The organism is Bacillus sp. LR_5 (assembly GCF_042709275.1).
Genome location: NZ_JAVAXX010000152.1, coordinates 1 through 15,484, shown reverse-complemented (window position 1 = coordinate 15,484; position 15,484 = coordinate 1). Strand labels below are relative to the sequence as shown.

15 protein-coding genes and 2 pseudogenes are annotated in these 15,484 nt (G+C 45.1%); 3 read left to right on the top strand and 14 right to left on the bottom strand.

Annotation, left to right across the window (positions count from 1 at the left end; translation table 11 throughout):
• A partial coding sequence (locus RAC86_RS23880; RefSeq protein WP_377886088.1) for a nucleoside transporter C-terminal domain-containing protein occupies nt 1–403 on the top strand: 403 nt, incomplete at its 5' end.
• Nucleotides 404–444: 41 nt separating this feature from the next.
• Here RAC86_RS23880 and RAC86_RS23875 read toward each other — a convergent pair.
• From RAC86_RS23875 to RAC86_RS23865, 3 genes are all read right to left on the bottom strand, one after another.
• On the bottom strand, nt 445–1,116 hold the full coding sequence (locus RAC86_RS23875) for a DUF3298 and DUF4163 domain-containing protein (protein WP_377886087.1): 672 nt from the start codon (nt 1,114–1,116) through the stop codon (nt 445–447).
• Nucleotides 1,117–1,260: 144 nt separating this feature from the next.
• Complete coding sequence (locus tag RAC86_RS23870) at nt 1,261–1,551, bottom strand: hypothetical protein (protein WP_014478421.1); 291 nt, start codon at nt 1,549–1,551, stop codon at nt 1,261–1,263.
• Nucleotides 1,552–1,600: 49 nt separating this feature from the next.
• Nucleotides 1,601–3,661 (bottom strand): catalase, encoded by a 2,061-nt coding sequence (locus RAC86_RS23865; protein WP_377886086.1) that lies wholly within the window; start codon nt 3,659–3,661, stop codon nt 1,601–1,603.
• 201 nt (nt 3,662–3,862) lie between these two features.
• Between RAC86_RS23865 and citH the strand changes: the two genes are divergently transcribed.
• Nucleotides 3,863–5,143: a citrate transporter CitH gene (gene citH, locus RAC86_RS23860; RefSeq protein ID WP_326121771.1), complete on the top strand. Its 1,281-nt coding sequence runs from the start codon at nt 3,863–3,865 to the stop codon at nt 5,141–5,143.
• Nucleotides 5,144–5,287: 144 nt separating this feature from the next.
• On the opposite strand, the gene bglS is transcribed toward citH, so the two are convergent.
• The 3 genes from bglS to RAC86_RS23845 form a co-directional block, all read right to left on the bottom strand.
• On the bottom strand, nt 5,288–6,016 hold the full coding sequence (gene bglS, locus RAC86_RS23855; protein WP_377886085.1) for a beta-glucanase: 729 nt from the start codon (nt 6,014–6,016) through the stop codon (nt 5,288–5,290).
• A 295-nt stretch (nt 6,017–6,311) separates the two neighbouring features.
• Nucleotides 6,312–7,145, bottom strand: a complete 834-nt coding sequence (licT, locus tag RAC86_RS23850; RefSeq protein ID WP_377886084.1) for a transcriptional antiterminator LicT — start codon at nt 7,143–7,145, stop codon at nt 6,312–6,314.
• 94 nt (nt 7,146–7,239) lie between these two features.
• Nucleotides 7,240–7,920 carry a hypothetical protein gene (locus RAC86_RS23845; protein ID WP_024571826.1) on the bottom strand — a complete coding sequence of 227 codons (681 nt, stop codon included), beginning with the start codon at nt 7,918–7,920 and terminating at the stop codon, nt 7,240–7,242.
• A gap of 206 nt (nt 7,921–8,126) precedes the next feature.
• On the opposite strand from RAC86_RS23845, the gene RAC86_RS23840 reads away from it, so the two are divergent.
• Nucleotides 8,127–9,413, top strand: coding sequence for an MFS transporter (locus tag RAC86_RS23840; RefSeq protein ID WP_160221908.1), 1,287 nt, complete (start codon nt 8,127–8,129; stop codon nt 9,411–9,413).
• A gap of 18 nt (nt 9,414–9,431) precedes the next feature.
• Here RAC86_RS23840 and dbpA read toward each other — a convergent pair whose 3' ends face one another.
• From dbpA to RAC86_RS23800, 8 genes and pseudogenes are all read right to left on the bottom strand, one after another.
• Nucleotides 9,432–10,871 (bottom strand): ATP-dependent RNA helicase DbpA, encoded by a 1,440-nt coding sequence (gene dbpA, locus RAC86_RS23835; protein WP_377886083.1) that lies wholly within the window; start codon nt 10,869–10,871, stop codon nt 9,432–9,434.
• A gap of 81 nt (nt 10,872–10,952) precedes the next feature.
• Nucleotides 10,953–12,101 carry a rhamnogalacturonan acetylesterase gene (locus RAC86_RS23830; RefSeq protein ID WP_377886082.1) on the bottom strand — a complete coding sequence of 383 codons (1,149 nt, stop codon included), beginning with the start codon at nt 12,099–12,101 and terminating at the stop codon, nt 10,953–10,955.
• Nucleotides 12,102–12,472: 371 nt separating this feature from the next.
• A pseudogene (locus RAC86_RS23825) lies at nt 12,473–12,601 on the bottom strand (hypothetical protein); the annotation flags it as partial.
• Nucleotides 12,602–12,618: 17 nt separating this feature from the next.
• On the bottom strand, nt 12,619–13,071 hold the full coding sequence (locus tag RAC86_RS23820) for a hypothetical protein (protein ID WP_377886081.1): 453 nt from the start codon (nt 13,069–13,071) through the stop codon (nt 12,619–12,621).
• Nucleotides 13,072–13,086: 15 nt separating this feature from the next.
• Nucleotides 13,087–13,383, bottom strand: coding sequence for a YxiJ family protein (locus RAC86_RS23815; protein WP_377886080.1), 297 nt, complete (start codon nt 13,381–13,383; stop codon nt 13,087–13,089).
• A 26-nt stretch (nt 13,384–13,409) separates the two neighbouring features.
• Entirely contained in the window at nt 13,410–13,874 is a 465-nt protein-coding gene (locus tag RAC86_RS23810; protein WP_377886079.1) for a DUF2716 domain-containing protein, read from the bottom strand.
• Nucleotides 13,875–13,891: 17 nt separating this feature from the next.
• A pseudogene (locus RAC86_RS23805) lies at nt 13,892–14,185 on the bottom strand (DNA-binding protein); the annotation flags it as partial.
• A gap of 322 nt (nt 14,186–14,507) precedes the next feature.
• The gene (locus tag RAC86_RS23800) at nt 14,508–15,443 is read right to left on the bottom strand and encodes a DMT family transporter (RefSeq protein WP_377886089.1); all 936 of its coding nucleotides are present in this window, start codon (nt 15,441–15,443) and stop codon (nt 14,508–14,510) included.
• Between the last annotated feature and the right edge of the window lie 41 nt (nt 15,444–15,484).

The window sequence follows — 15,484 nt, the reverse complement described above, 5'->3', positions numbered from 1 at the left end:
AGCAGTTAATGGCATTCTTGGCGTTTTCGTACACGGCCTGACCATCCAGACGATTTTTGCTTATCTGTTCAGTCCGTTCGCATTCCTGCTTGGACTGCCAGTGCACGACGCGATGTATGTTGCTCAGCTGATGGGCATGAAATTAGCAACGAACGAGTTTGTTGCGATGCTTGACTTGAAAAACAATCTCAAATCCCTTCCGCCTCACACCGTTGCGGTGGCGACGACATTCCTGACGTCCTTTGCAAACTTCAGTACGGTCGGCATGATTTACGGCACGTACAATTCGATCCTTGACGGAGAAAAGTCAACGGTCATCGGGAGAAACGTGTGGAAGCTCCTCGTCAGCGGAATTGCGGTATCTTTATTAAGTGCTGCGATTGTCGGCCTGTTTGTGTGGTAGAAACATTGAGCCATATCCCTTTTCGGATATGGCTCTTTTCATTATTGATAAATAGAGGCTGGCACCTGCACATTCCGGATTCCCGCTGCATAAGGCCCCAAGTCATACTGGCCGAAGACGATGGCGATCCCGTTTGCCGTAAAGTAAAACATTGTGTCTTTGTTTAGGGTTATATCCTCTTTCTTAACATCAGGGAAAAACAGCTCATCGTGTTTTTTGATATAGCTATATAGATAATCTCTCGTTTTGCTGACTTTTGTTTTGGTGTTCAGAATCTGATCCAGCGTCACCCGCTTTTGTGCTTTCAAGTCATAGTTGAAGGACTGGACAGACGTTAGACCGTGGGCGCCCCCTGAATAGATATAATTGAGTGTTTGAATGCTGAGCTTGCCTGCCGCATTGTATTTGACGCTGAAGGATGTTTGATATTCCGTTTTAAAGCCCTGCTGTTCGCCTGCTTTTTTGTTTTTCAGGTATTCCTGATACGATTGTTCAATGTAGGCTTTCAGCTCTTGATTGATTTTCTTTTCAAACGCGGCATTCCCGACGTGATGCACTTGTGGATACGTTAACTCCTTGATCTTTTTGTACGTATGGGTGCTGACAGTCGGTGTTTTCGCTTGAACTGCTTTTAAAGATGGGGCCGCATATGCAAATACAGAAAAAAGCAAGACTGCAATGCCCGCGGCTTTCAGCATGTTATTCCATTTCATACAATCTCCTCCTTTGATGTCGTTGTTTATCATTCCCTTATTTAAGCAATACACACTTTTATAGACTGATTAAATCGAAAGAAGTTTCTAGGTCTAACAGCATGATTTTTCCAATAAAAAAAGAGACACAGGATGTCTCTTTTTTTACTGTTTGCGCCCAGAAATCGCTTCATGAACGGCCTGTGCCAAATCTGTATTTCCGAACATCTCTAATACCGCAATGACAGTCTGGTCCGGAATGTGCTCTGCTTCGTGTTTTGGCACGACAAGATCGTCCATGGTTTTTTTCAAGCTTTCATTCAGCTTTTGCTGCGGATACGCTTTGGCGTACAGCTCCATCGGATCAAGATCATGGTTCACGCACCATTGGGCAAACACCAAAATCATCATATTTTCATCGCGTTCGTAAGCTTCAGCGAGCTGTTTTTCGTTCATTTGTCATGCTCCTTATGAAAAGTATCTTCCTTAAAGATACAGGAGCCGATCAAATTCGTCTATCCCAATGGCGATGAGCGGCAACCGCATCGATAAATGCCTTGCTGAATGCGGTGTAGTCAGGTTCTTCTTTAGCCGTTACGATGCCTGGTCCCTCTGTTGTCCCGACAGAGGATTGAAGAAGGTCAATTCCTTCATTTGCCGCACCGATCGCCTTGTAGTGATTGTAAGCTTCTCTGATAAACGCCATCGCTTGTTTGTTGTCTTTTAACTCCAGCCCTCCTGCGGCATAGACGGCATCATACAGAACAGAATCAACCGTCAGGAACGTGCCGCTGGCCTCAAGCTGCTGTCCGCTGCCGCTTGTCATATACCCCAGATTTTGACTGATGATATCTACTGTGATTCCTTCTTGCTTTAAGGCTTCCAGCACTGTTTGCAGCTCTTTTTCATGAAATCCGTTTCCGGCGAGTACAGCGACTTTTCTTGTTGACGCGGTTTTCACTGTACGGGCTTGGCTTAACGCAGGCGAAGTAAGAATTTCTTTAGATGCTTTACGCTTCGCGGGCGCCGCCACTCCTACTCCTTTGGCGATTTCTTCTGCTAAATCTGTATCGACATTGCTGAAGACATCAACGACCTGCCGCTGTACGTCTTTGCTTTTGACCTTCCCGACCTCGAAGCAGAAAGCAGAAATGATATGCTGTTTCTCCACAGGAGACATGCTGTTCCAGAAAAGCTTCGCCTGTGAGTAATAATCGTTGAAGCTGTCGCTTCGCTGGCGGATTTTTTTGCCCTCGACTTTTTCCTGATAGTGGACGTAGCCGCCTTCTTCAGCTGTCGCTGGCGACGGATCATTGTTTTGCAGAGAGTTTTTATGATAAGCGACAGGTCCCTTATTGATCGTCATCCGGTGATAGCCGTCGTATTGATTGTTATGGAATGGACATACAGGCCGGTTAATCGGAAGCTCATGGAAGTTCGGGCCGCCAAGACGGATGAGCTGTGTGTCTGTATAAGAGAAAAGCCGTCCCTGCAGGAGCGGGTCATTTGTAAAGTCGATGCCCGGCACGACATTTCCCGGGTGGAATGCGACTTGTTCTGTTTCCGCAAACACATTATCCTGGTTGCGGTTCAGCGTCATTTTCCCAATGATCTTCACCGGCACAAGCTCTTCCGGCCACAGCTTAGTCGGATCAAGAATATCAAAATCAAACTTGAATTCATCTTCCTCATCAATCATCTGCACGCCGAGCTCGTATTCAACCTTGCCGCCGTTTTCAATTGTTTCCCACAGGTCACGGCGGTGGAAATCCGGATCTTTCCCGGCAATTTTCTGCGCTTCATCCCATACGAGAGAATGCACGCCGAGCACCGGCTTCCAGTGAAATTTCACGAAACGTGCCTTTCCTTGTTCATTGACAAAACGGAACGTGTGCACGCCGAAGCCCTCCATCATTCTGTAGCTGCGGGGGATGCCTCTGTCAGACATCGTCCACATCACCATGTGGGCAGACTCAGGGTTATTGGCGACAAAATCCCAAAACGTATCATGAGCAGTCGCGGCCTGAGGCATTTCATTGTGTGGCTCAGGCTTAAACGCATGAACCAAATCCGGAAATTTGATCGCATCCTGAATGAAAAACACCGGAATGTTATTTCCCACAAGGTCATAGTTTCCTTCTTCAGTATAAAATTTTGTCGCAAAGCCTCTGGCATCCCGCACCGTGTCTGCGGAGCCTTTAGAACCCGCGACCGTAGAAAAACGGACAAATACCGATGTCTTCACCGAAGGGTCCTGAAGAAATTTGGCCCGTGTATATTCCGTCATTGGTTCGTAAACCTGAAAAAAGCCATGCACGCCATACCCGCGCGCATGCACAACGCGCTCCGGAATCCTCTCATGGTCAAAGTGCGTCATTTTCTCCCGAAAGTGAAAATCCTCCATCAGCGTCGGACCGCGAACCCCGGCTTTTAACGAATGCTCATCCTCTGACACTCGCAAGCCTTGGTTTGTCGTCATTTTCTTCCCGCTGTTATCGGTCCTGTACTGCTCAAGCTGCTCGTCCTTTGAGTGTTCATTTACACGTTTGTTTTGGTCATCACTCATGTCTGCTCCCCCTTTTTAAAACGAAACATTCTACAGCACATTTACCCGTGGCGTTCTTCATATAAACTGCTAATCCGCTCATTAGGATTTTTGGTCTACATATAAATATGCGGTCATACACATTTGAAATAAGCCTTCTTCACAGAAAGAAAGGATGGAAGCGCTTACCAAAAAAAGCTGTTGAATAGGGGAGGTCATATCATGCTTGCCATACTCGGTTTTGTGATGATGATTGTCTTTATGTACCTTATTATGTCTAACCGGCTTTCCGCTCTTATTGCCTTGATTGTCGTTCCTATTGTGTTCGCCCTGATCAGCGGATTTGGCAAAGATCTCGGCGAGATGATGATTCAGGGCGTTACAGACCTCGCCCCTACCGGTATCATGCTGTTATTCGCCATCCTGTATTTCGGCATTATGATTGACTCAGGCCTGTTTGATCCTCTCATTGCCAAAATCTTATCGTTTGTCAAAGGAGATCCGTTAAAAATCGCCGTAGGCACAGCGGTTCTGACCATGACCATTTCGCTGGACGGAGATGGGACAACAACCTATATGATTACCATTGCAGCGATGCTGCCTCTCTACAAACGGCTCGGCATGAACCGTTTGGTGTTAGCGGGAATAGCGATGCTCGGTTCGGGGGTTATGAATATTATCCCGTGGGGCGGGCCGACTGCGAGGGTTTTGGCTTCCTTAAAATTGGACACGTCAGAGGTCTTCACGCCCCTGATTCCCGCTATGATCGCCGGCATTCTCTGGGTGATCGCCGTTGCTTATATCCTCGGAAAGAAAGAGCGGAAGCGGCTCGGCGTCATTTCGATTGATCACGCACCGTCTTCCGATCCGGAGGCCGCACCGCTCAAGCGTCCCGCTCTTCAATGGTTTAACCTGCTGCTGACTGTCGCTCTGATGGCCGCACTGATCACCAGCCTGCTGCCGCTCCCTGTTCTTTTTATGACTGCGTTCGCCGTTGCCTTGATGGTCAACTATCCAAATGTCAAAGAGCAGCAGAAACGAATCTCGGCGCATGCGGGTAATGCGTTAAACGTTGTCTCAATGGTGTTTGCTGCGGGCATATTCACAGGCATTCTCTCCGGCACAAAAATGGTGGATGCCATGGCGCATTCTCTCGTTTCACTCATCCCTGATGCCCTGGGCCCGCACCTGCCGTTGATCACTGCGATCGTCAGCATGCCCTTCACCTTTTTCATGTCGAATGACGCCTTTTACTTCGGTGTCCTTCCCATCATCGCCGAAGCCGCTTCCGCTTACGGAATAGACGCCGCTGAAATCGGAAGGGCCTCCTTGCTGGGGCAGCCCGTGCATCTGCTCAGCCCGCTTGTGCCTTCCACCTATCTATTGGTAGGAATGGCAGGCGTCAGCTTTGGCGACCATCAAAAATTCACTATTAAATGGGCCGTAGGAACAACGATTGTGATGACGATTGCCGCACTTTTGATTGGGATTATTTCTTTCTAAATGTATGAGCTTGATCGTAGCATTGAGTACAGAGGGGAGAAGATCAAATAGGATATTATGAGTGAATAGAAGATTCATGCCAACAACTCCTCATTACAATCATAAGAGCCTGCTATATTGCAGCAGGCTCTTTCACATTTGGCATTATTTTTTTGTATAGCGCACCCAGTCATAATGAGCGTATAGCGGATTTACACCATTGTAGGAGCCAAGCCATTCATCGACACCCGTGCCATTCCACAAGTTCATCATGATCTTTCCAGGTGTTGTCGGAATTTGGTTTGTTGCAGTATGTTTTAATTGCCCGTCGACATACCATTTAATAGAGTTTGGCTGCCAATCGAATGCATACGTATGATAGGCATTGGCTGCATCAAACCCGAGATCAACAATCTTCTCATGGTTTCCTGCACCATTTGTATAATAGTTAAATTGAACCTTCGTTGTGTCTTTTCCTAAAAATTCGATATCAATCTCATCCCAAGGAGTTCCATCTGTTGGACCTGTGTAAGTGAAGAACGATGAAACGATCCCTGTGTTTTTAGCTGGTTTCATTCTGACTTCATAAAGTCCATAGCCATATGTTTTAACAGAACGGTTTTCCCCGCAGTCAAACTTGTTATAAGCTGGGCTTGTTAGCGCTAAACGCATTTCACCCAATGACGTCATTGATACGTTATTAGCCCGCCAAGTGCAGTTGAACATATTTCCATTCGAATAACCATCTGCTTTTTGCCAAAAACCGGAGTTATAGCCGTTAAAAGGGTCAAAAAACGATCCACCTGTTTGAGCCGAGGCAGTAGAAGTGACTGCAAACAAACTCATAAACAATCCAGTGACAAGAAGCAGCAACACTCGTTTCAGATAAGGCATATTGGCATTCCCCTTTCATCGAAAGCGTTTTCTATGTTGATCTTACATGATTCTTTTAAAAGGGAACATCGGTCAAAATAATGATAATACCGAATCTTACTTACTTGAATCCTGTAACTATCATCATCTTCCCCCTGAAAAAAATAAAAACCTAAATTACCATCAGCACAGACAGAGATGATCCGCACTCATTGTAATTTAGGTTTTGCCTGCTTTATCAGTAACAATCCTAGCATTTTCATATGTGAATGTAAGAAAAAATGAATACAAGGAAACAAAAATGTCAGCGCTCTCATTATGCTTGTTTAACTACCCTTTCTATGTGAATGGTTAAATACAGCAGCTCGTCACTTGTGAGCTTGTGTTCATACTCCCGCTCAATGTAGGTTTGGATTTTCTTCGTGCATTCATACGCGCGATGATACTTTTCTTTCACTGTATCCAGCAAAAAATCGTCCTGGCTTTCCATGTGAGTGCCGTTAAAAAGACGCTGCGCGAAAAACTTTAAGTGGGTGACGAACCGATAATAGTGAAGCGATTCTTCGTTGAATTCAATCTTAAAATGGTATTTTACAATACTCAAAATCTCTTGCATGACTTTTGTAATGTTGATAATATTGGGCATCTCTTCATTCAGCTCGGCATTTACAATATGCAGAGCAATAAAGCCTGCTTCATCCTCTGGCAGAGACACACCAGTCTTGTTTTTTACCATAATCAACGCTTCTTTGCCGATCGCAAATTCGTCTTTGTACAGCCGTTTTGTTTCCCACAGCAAGGCGTTTTTGATATCAAGCCCTTTCTGGTTGCGCTGGATGGCAAAGTTAATATGGTCGGTCAGCGACACATAGATGCTGTCGTTGAGCTTTTTGCCGAGCTGTAATTTTGCGTAGCTGATAATCTCTTCGGATACTTCCATACACTCGATCGGTATATCATACAAAAGGGTTTTGAACTTTTCTGATACATCCTTGTTATCGAGCGTGAACACTTTCTCAATGCGGGCTTCATCGACATCATCGCCGGACTTTTTCTGAAACGCGAGCCCCCTGCCCATGACGACCAATTCTTTCCCTTGTTCATTGACCACGCTGATCACATTATTGTTGATCACCTTCGCAATTTTCATGACATGTCCCTCCAATCAACTAAGAACAGACTATATCTTGATTGTACATTCTTTTTGTACTAGGTCAATATCATCAGGGAAAGACGGAAGCTGGTCAGTACAATTCACTCCGTACCTGCTGTCCGGGCTGTTTTTGAAGCAGCGCCTCCAGATGGCGTTCAAATGATGCCTTGTCAGCTTTCTGCTTTTTGACAATGCTGTTCATGATTTTGACGCTTTCGGCGCTGTATTGTGTATATTGTTTTTTCAGCTGATCCAGCTGCTGTCTTGTCTTCTTCGCGTTTTTCGGTGTGACTTGGCCGATGAGTTTGATCATATTGTCTGCGGTCTCAAAAAAAGCGGCTCTATTTTCTGTCAGCTGCTGAATTTCGATGCGGCTCATGTCTTGATTACGCGTTTTTTGAAGCAAGGCGACCGCCTCGCTGTTTTGTTTTTTGAGCGATTTGTTCTCAAGCTTAATCGATTCGAGATTCTCCTTCGCAATGTCTGCTTCTTCTTCAGTCATGCTGCTTCGCACGAAGTATTCTGGATTGCCGATTCCATAATCAAATGCTTCGCTCACTTGTATCATGGAACTGAACACAATGGCCAGCTGCCTGTCGCTTGCGAGGGCTTGGAAATCCTGCTTTTTCTTACTGCTCATCGGTTTGGCTGCGGTTTGTTTTACTGTCTTTTGATCACAGTCTGCGAACATCTGAGCCTCACCTTCACTTTCGCATGCGCTCATCACAAGAACTGTGACCAGCAGGCTTATACACAAGCCTATTCGCCTCATGCTCTGTCTCCTCTCTGCTGAATCCCTTCTGGAAAATACCACGAAATATAGTTAAATGGTACCAGATACACCTAACCCCAGCAATAAATCAAAAGTATGATTTAAAGCGAAAAAACATAAATATTTTGTAAAAATTGACGTGCATTCCATTCTTTTCAGGCCTATTTCTCGTACAATAGAAGTATCGTTACCGGAGAGGGGCTCTGATGATGAAACGTTTTACGAAACAAGAAAACAGCTGGGTGTTATATGACTGGGCAAATTCTGCTTACTCAATTGTCGTGACCACCGCGGTATTTCCGTTATTTTATAAATCAGCAGCTGCGGAAAGCGGTGTCAGCGCCGCTCAATCGACTGCCTATCTGGGCTATACCATTGCGATTTCAACGTTTATTCTTGCGATGCTCGGCCCTATTTTAGGCACAATCGCCGACTATGAAGGGTGCAAGAAAAAGTTCTTCGGTTTCTTTGTGTCAGCCGGTGTCGCCAGCACCGCGATGCTCGCCTTTATCCCTAGTGAACATTGGCTGCTATTGTTGCTGTTTTATACGATATCGGCTATCGGTTTTTCCGGCGCCAATGTGTTTTATGATGCCTTTCTCGTGGACGTCACGCCTGAGAAGCGGATGAATCTCGTCTCGGCACGGGGATTTGGCTTAGGATACATCGGAAGCACGATTCCATTTATCATCAGTATTGCTGTCATCCTGCTCGCACAAGCAGAGACGATTCCAGTGTCTGTATCGGCCGCAAGCCAGCTGTCCTTCTTCATAACGGCTGCCTGGTGGGGGCTGTTCACCATCCCAATGATTAAACATGTCCATCAACGCTATTACATCAAAAAAGAACCTCATATTGTCATCAACAGCTTTAAGCGGCTCGGCCAAACGATGAAACGGATCAGGCAATACCGGGCACTTTTCCTCTTCTTGCTCGCTTATTTCTTTTATATCGACGGAGTCGGCACGATTATTACGATGTCGACATCCTATGGATCAGATTTAGGGATCGGTTCCTCAAGCCTTCTGATCATCCTATTTGTCACCCAGGTGGTCGCCGCGCCGTTTTCGATTGTATATGGAAAACTGGCAGAACGTTTCACGGGGAAGACCATGCTGTACGTCGGGATCGTCATTTATATGATCGTCTGCGTGTATGCCTATTTTATGGAGACAACGCTTGATTTCTGGATACTGGCTATGCTTGTCGCCACCTCGCAGGGCGGTATTCAAGCCCTAAGCCGTTCCTATTTCGCCAAGCTTGTGCCAAAGCGCCACGCTAATGAATTCTTCGGTTTTTACAACATTTTCGGAAAATTCGCCTCAATTATGGGGCCGCTGCTCATTGCCGTGACAGCCCAGCTGACCGGGAAATCCTCGACTGCGGTGTTCAGTCTGATCATTTTGTTTGTAATTGGTATTGTGATTCTTGCCTTTGTTCCGGAGGAGACCAGCGCCAATGTCAGCCAGCAGCAAAATGACCTGCCCCTTTAACTGGGAGCAGGTCATTCATCATTTATTCGCTTTATTCACCTTCAGCTTTTTCCCTTTGACGGTTGTGTTCTTCATCACTTTGAGAACATGAGGGCCTTTACCATTTAAAATCTCAACGTATGAGGCGTTATCCATGATCGTAATGATGCCGATGTCGTCAGCTGACACACCGTCAATTTTTGCAATCGTTCCTACAAAATCAACGGCTCTGATTTTCTTTTTCTTTCCGCCGTTAAAATACAGCTTCATAATGTCTTTATTCAGCTCTTCGCTTTTGTCTTTTTTGCTTTCCGGACGGTCATTCATTTTAGCTAGAAATTCTGGTTTCTTCCTTGCCACTTCCTCTTGAGAAGGGGCTTCTATTTTTTGAATCTCAAATCCGATATATTCTTCAATGTCGGCTAAAAACCGTTTTTCGAAGGCCGTGACAAACGAAATGGCCTTTCCTTTGTTCCCTGCGCGTCCCGTTCGGCCCGTGCGGTGGACATAGCTTTCCTTTTCAAGCGGCAGATCATAGTTGATGACAAGGGAGATATTTTCAATATCAATCCCGCGCGCGGCGACATCCGTCGCGACTAAGTAACGGTACTCGCCACGTTTAAATTCATTCATGACGTCGAATCGGTCTTCCTGAATCATTCCGCCGTGAATTTTATCGCATGGATATCCTAAGTCATCCAATTCATCGGTCAGCTGATTGACGTGCTCCTTCGTTCGGCAGAAAATGATGCAGCTGTCGGGATTCTCCGTCATCAGCACATCTTTCAGCAATGAAAATTTATGCTCTTCTCTTACTTGAATCACCGCATGTTCAATATTTCTTGTGGTAAGCCCGGCCGCTTTGATTTCGATATGCTCGGGGTTTTGCATATATTGACGGCTCAGCTTCTCGATATCCTGCGGAAGCGTCGCCGAAAACAGCATCGTCGTACGCTCAGTCGGCAGATGCTTGATAATCGCCTCCACCTGCTCGATAAAGCCCATATTCAGCATCTCATCCGCTTCATCAATGACCAAATAAGAGAGACGATCCAACGGCAGCGTGTCTTTTTCGATATGATCCAGAACACGTCCCGGCGTACCGACAACAATGTGGCTTTTTTGCTTAAGCTCAGCTTTTTGTTTATCAAAGGAGGATTTTCCAAATACGGCTGTCGCTTTGATCCGTTTAAATCGTCCGATGTTCGTGATATCTTCCTTTACTTGCACCGCAAGCTCACGGGTTGGAGTTAAAATAAGCGCCTGCGGCTTGTTTTCATCCCAATCCGTCAGCTCACAGAGAGGAATCCCGAACGAAGCCGTTTTCCCGCTTCCCGTCTGTGATTTGACGACAAGATCCTTTCGTTCAAGGGCAGCGGGGATCACGCTCTGCTGCACCTTGGTCGGTTCTGTATATCCTAGTCCTTCCAGTGCTCGTAAAATGTCATGACTGATTTGATAGTTTTTAAAATGACTCATGTATAAACTCCTGTCTCTTGCAGATGTTCTCATTATACTCTAATTGACGAAGGCATATGTGTTTTGACGAAAAATGATGTATTAAAAGCCATCGATTCCCTGGCGTTTTAGCTCCTGAACAGCCAATCGCGCCAGTGCGTCAGCCCCAGCGCGGTTCGGATGAAGCGTATCTCCGTCCATATAAAGCGCGAGTGTTTTTTCCGGACCGATCGATGTAAAGTATGCCGAGCTGAGGACATTTAAGTCAATGAGATGTGTTTTTTCCTCTTCGGCCAAAGCTAAAATAGAGGCCCTGTACCATCTGTTTACAGACGAATGGATGCCTTCAGAAGTAAAATCGGTCGCCCGGCCCTGGGGCGTTGATAGGATGACGTCCGCTCCTTTCGCTTTCACCTGACGAATCATATCACGCATCAACTCTTTAAACTCCGCTTCAGATTCATTATGCTTCGGATTTGTGTCATTAATGCCAAGCTGCAACATAAAATAATCCCCCGGCTTGATGTACTTCAAGATCGCCTCAAGCTGTCCATCATTTCTGAATCCTCTCGCGATCTGCCCGCCGGACGCCATGTTTCTCACTTGAAAGGTGTGTTTATCGATATAGTGAGGCAGCATCTGCCCCCAGCCCGCCTGCTTGCTGCTGTTGAGCGGATAATAATTGCACACCGTCGAGTCGCCGCCGACATAAATGGTTCGGTTCGTCACCGGCTGATCAGACAATTTCTTTATTTTCAAGGCGCTAAGCGTAAAAGCGGTGCCGGCTTTCCCCTCTGTCACCAGTAGATTCAGCTGCCCGTCGGTGACAGGAATTTGGAACGTATCCTCCGCGCCATCCCCTGTCATATTAATAACCTGAAACACGCCCTCCGCCGCCACACTGGCCCTTGCCGTATTGCCAAGCGTCACCTTCACCTCATAAAGGCCATTCGGGAGATCAACATTAAACGTGTTATTGCTTTTCGTCCCATACGCTAAAAACTGAACCGCATCACTCTTCACACCAGCCCCGGATGCCGCCACATCCCTCATATTCTCCGGTGTTTGAAAACCGTAGCCCTTTGACCGATCATACCGATCAGACGCCCTGACGCCAATATAACCAGGCTCCATCGAACCGCTTCCAAAGTCAAACTGATACACCTTCGGCTCCGCCGCCTTCACATTCTCAATCCCGCCAAAACACAGCATCAGCATCATCACAAAAACCGCTGCCATCCATTTTTTCATCAAGACTCCCCCTCTATGAAAACGCATACATTAATGCATACTCGGTGATTGTTTCTTTATGATGACAGAAGGGAGAAAAAAATTGCGTTGAAAAATAAAATTGATGTGCCATATTTAAAAAGGGGGGTCTCAAGCAAAAAAGGGGAAAATCAGTGTGACTTCTTGTCACACTTGATCACATCCCATCCTCCGCAATAGAAACTCATCTGATCTTCTTGATCATACACATAATAACGGAGTCTTTCCCATTGATCGTCAGTCGGTTCAATCTCCAACTCAACCGCATCGATGGATTCAAGGTCATCCAGCTTTGATGCACTAATGTCTTCAAACCGCAAATGAATGTCACAGGTTTGAGCTGATAGTTTTAATTCAAACACAGGAATTTGAATATAACGATCATCTTCTTTCATATAGAAAGAAAACTCGTTTAATGTAAATGGACCTGTATCCTCATCAGAAAGATGCTTTTTCAATTTCTCGTATTGTGTGATATTCAAATGGATTCCCCCTATTTTTAGTTACCGCCAACCATATAGATGTCTACAGCATCGTATTCAAACCACATGATCCGTTCGCCTGAGTCCGTTAGGCATTGGAGCTTCCCTTCTGAAAAATAGCTTTTATCCGGTTGAGGATCAGTGATCAGAAAAACATCATCATTGATGGAAGCTAGCAGAAAGAGAAAATCTGCAATATCCCGGTCTGCTTCCTGTAATATGGATTGGAAATGGAGTTCTCTTTTCGCTAGTTTTATCACCTTGTAAGCATAACCTTCAAAGTACTCGGACAGGTCTTCTATAAATGAACCAGTCGTTATTACCTGTATCATGATTCGATCGTAGGCAAGCCCTGCCCAAAAACGATAAAACGACTCTGCATCTTCAAGTTCGCATGACATAACGGTTTGGTCAGGCTTAAGCTCGATCATGTCCAAATTGCCAATACTGCTTATAGAGGTTATTTCCATAAAATCTTCCCCTTATCAGTTGGATAGCGCAACGCAAATCTCTTGTCTGACTTGTTCATACAAGAGAATGTGATGATACAGATCCTTATCGTTTTTGATCATATCCGGAAGTATGTCAGGATACAGCTCAAAAAAGCTTTTCTCCAACGAACGCCGCTGATGCCAGGGCATCCTTTTATTCGCCAGGACATAATCCAAACTGCCGGCAACAAGCATAAAAAACTCATAGATGTCTGCTTCAAATCCGTACAGTTCATCAGGATACGGCTTTTCTTCAAGCTCTCGCTGTCTTTTTCTCAGCTTTTGAAGCACGTTGATCCTCTCCCTCCACAACAAACTCATTTATCTTGAAACAGGATAGGCGGATCATTATCTATCGCCTCCAACAGCTCTTCACCAAATACAGTGATTGTCAATTTCCACGGGTCTCCCAAAAGTCCCCAGGAGAAGTCCTGATGAAAAAAGAAATAATAGTCTCCATTTGGAAATACGGGAACAGGCCATTCGCCAAATTCATCCTGAGGCATTGTCTGATGAGGGCTAAAGATATATCCGACATTCTGCCAGTCTAGTGCGTACATTACTTCGTTTTTTAAAATAGAAGCCTCTAAATCACTCAGCACTCCACTCACATCATTATGACCAGCTTTACTGCTCATCGCGCTTGAGATATCAAACACTCGATATGGCTCAGGCGGAATGATGTGATGCCATCTGCTTCCGGGTTTCCATTTTATGAGCTTGTTCACTTCTGACCAGATGAGGTCTTGTTTTGTCTGACTTAAAGCGCGCCAATCCATCATAATCTCATCCCTACACCTTATTGGATATCATGCTTATAAACACCAGATGAGGTCACTGCGTAAACAGCGTTACTTGTCAGTTTCAGCTGTTGAACGTCTAGGGCTCCACCGTTCGAGTCACAGCATGTTATCTCTTTCATCTCTTGACTCACATCGGCAGAAATTAAATAAAGAAACGACTCAAGCTCTTCACTGTAACAATTGAACGTCCCAACCAAAAAACCTTCTTCGGATATCACGAGCTGATCAAATGCTTCTGAGTCCGGCTCTTTATCCGACAGAATCCACACCCGTCTCACGACCGTTTCGTCTTAGTTTTTAAATTTGCAGAGTATATATAATCATTACTATCGCTTTTTAATACCAACTAAGTTTTCAATATATTATATGCTCTATTGTTTTATTTTTTTCAAGCCAATCATAGTCATTAAGAGTTGATATTTCATCAAAATAGTACATTCACTTTTCCTTTTACTAATTGAGAAAGCTTTTTTTCGCACCAAGAATTTGAAATAACTGTATTATTGATTTAACATGTTAGCTTCATTGGAATAGGATTACAATATTTTTCTGGAATGTTTATGTTATTTTAAGAATCAAAAAAAGGCCGCATAGGCCTTTTTACATTTTTCATTACTGCATTTGTTCAATATCCGTACCCTCAGCTGCCACATTCGACTTCCCCTGCCTCCTGACAAGCGTCAAGGCCATGCCCGCAAAGATCAGCACGATGCCAAGCGTTTGATAGAGGTCAGGGCGGAAACCTGTGAAGACGGTATCGAGCACGATCGCGACAGCGGGGTCAAGAAATACAATGATTGAAATAAATTTCGTTGATAAAAATCGCAAGCTGTCAAAAAACAACAAATATACAATACCCGTATGGATAATGCCGGTAGATACCACCATAATCCAGTTTCCCTGAGACAGGTCAGCAAAAGCGCCAAAGTGAATAAATGGAATCAGGATGATAACCCCTAAACCCGTTTGCAGGAAGGTGGTCGTATAAGGACTGAGGTTTTGAATGCCTTTTCCCAATAAAGTAGTGAACGCATAAAACAGCGCGGCGAGAACGGCCCAAATGATCCCTGATCCCATCAGCTGCGTCAATGAAGTATTGCCGTTAATCCCGGAAATCAGCGCAGTTCCCAGAAAACAGATGATAATGGAGCTGACGGAGATGACATGTAATCTCTCTCTGTAGATGATGCTTCCCAGGAGAAGAACAAGCACCGGTGCTAGGTGATAAACGGAGATGGCAATTGTAACGGACGTTTCTTCAAAAGACTTAAATAAGAACACCCAGTTGAATACAAGAAAGAAACCGCACGCCAATGTTTGCAGCACGTCTCTCTTTCTCCATTTTTCAGTTTTATATTGGCCGGACGCCAGCCAGCAAAAGCCTAAAAACAGCGTCGCGCAAAGGCAGCGGACAAAGACCAATTCAAATGACGGCAGATTGGTATGCTCTGAGAAAAAGCCGATGGAGCCGAAAATCACCATAGAGATGACCATTTTGATTACGGCTGTTGATTTTTGTTTTGACGATATGGAAAGATCCTGTTGCATCAAACCGTATTCTACCTCCAGTACTGCATAGCATAAACTAT